Genomic DNA, 441 nt, shown 5'->3' with positions numbered 1-441 from the left:
GCGAGCTTTTCCTTCAGGAACGCCACGAGATACGGAGTAGCGGCGGCAGCCACGGTCGATGCGGTGGACGGGTCAATGCCCATTTTCGCCGCCAGCGACTCAGCGACCCGGCCGGCCAGGATACCCTCCCCGCCCTCCGCCAGGGACTTGAAAAACCCGTCGCCCCGGACCAGTCCTGCGGCGAAAGCCGCAAAAAAGCTCCTACCCGGATGCTCGCCCATCAGACCGGCATTCTGTTCCTCAGCGTGGGCATGCGCTGTCTCTGCGGCCTGGCTCAGCATCTGCTGGGCGTCATCGGCACTGATGCCCTGAGCTGCCAGCGCCTGGGCAGCCTGGCTCCCATGCTCGGAAGCGAGAAATTCAGAAACGAGTTGCTGTACATCCATGGAACACCTTCCTGCAGAAGTTACGGTTTAGAGACCCGAACGAGGGCTGAGGCGA

The 441-nt window shown here is 62.8% G+C and carries 1 protein-coding gene; it reads right to left on the bottom strand.

From position 1 onward, the window contains the following. A partial coding sequence (locus tag ACYP5B_RS34095; protein WP_400101763.1) for a hypothetical protein occupies positions 1–386 on the bottom strand: 386 nt, incomplete at its 3' end. Positions 387–441 lie beyond the last annotated feature (55 nt).

The organism is Cupriavidus sp. 8B (assembly GCF_054589115.1).
This window is presented reverse-complemented; position numbering and strand designations above follow the sequence as displayed.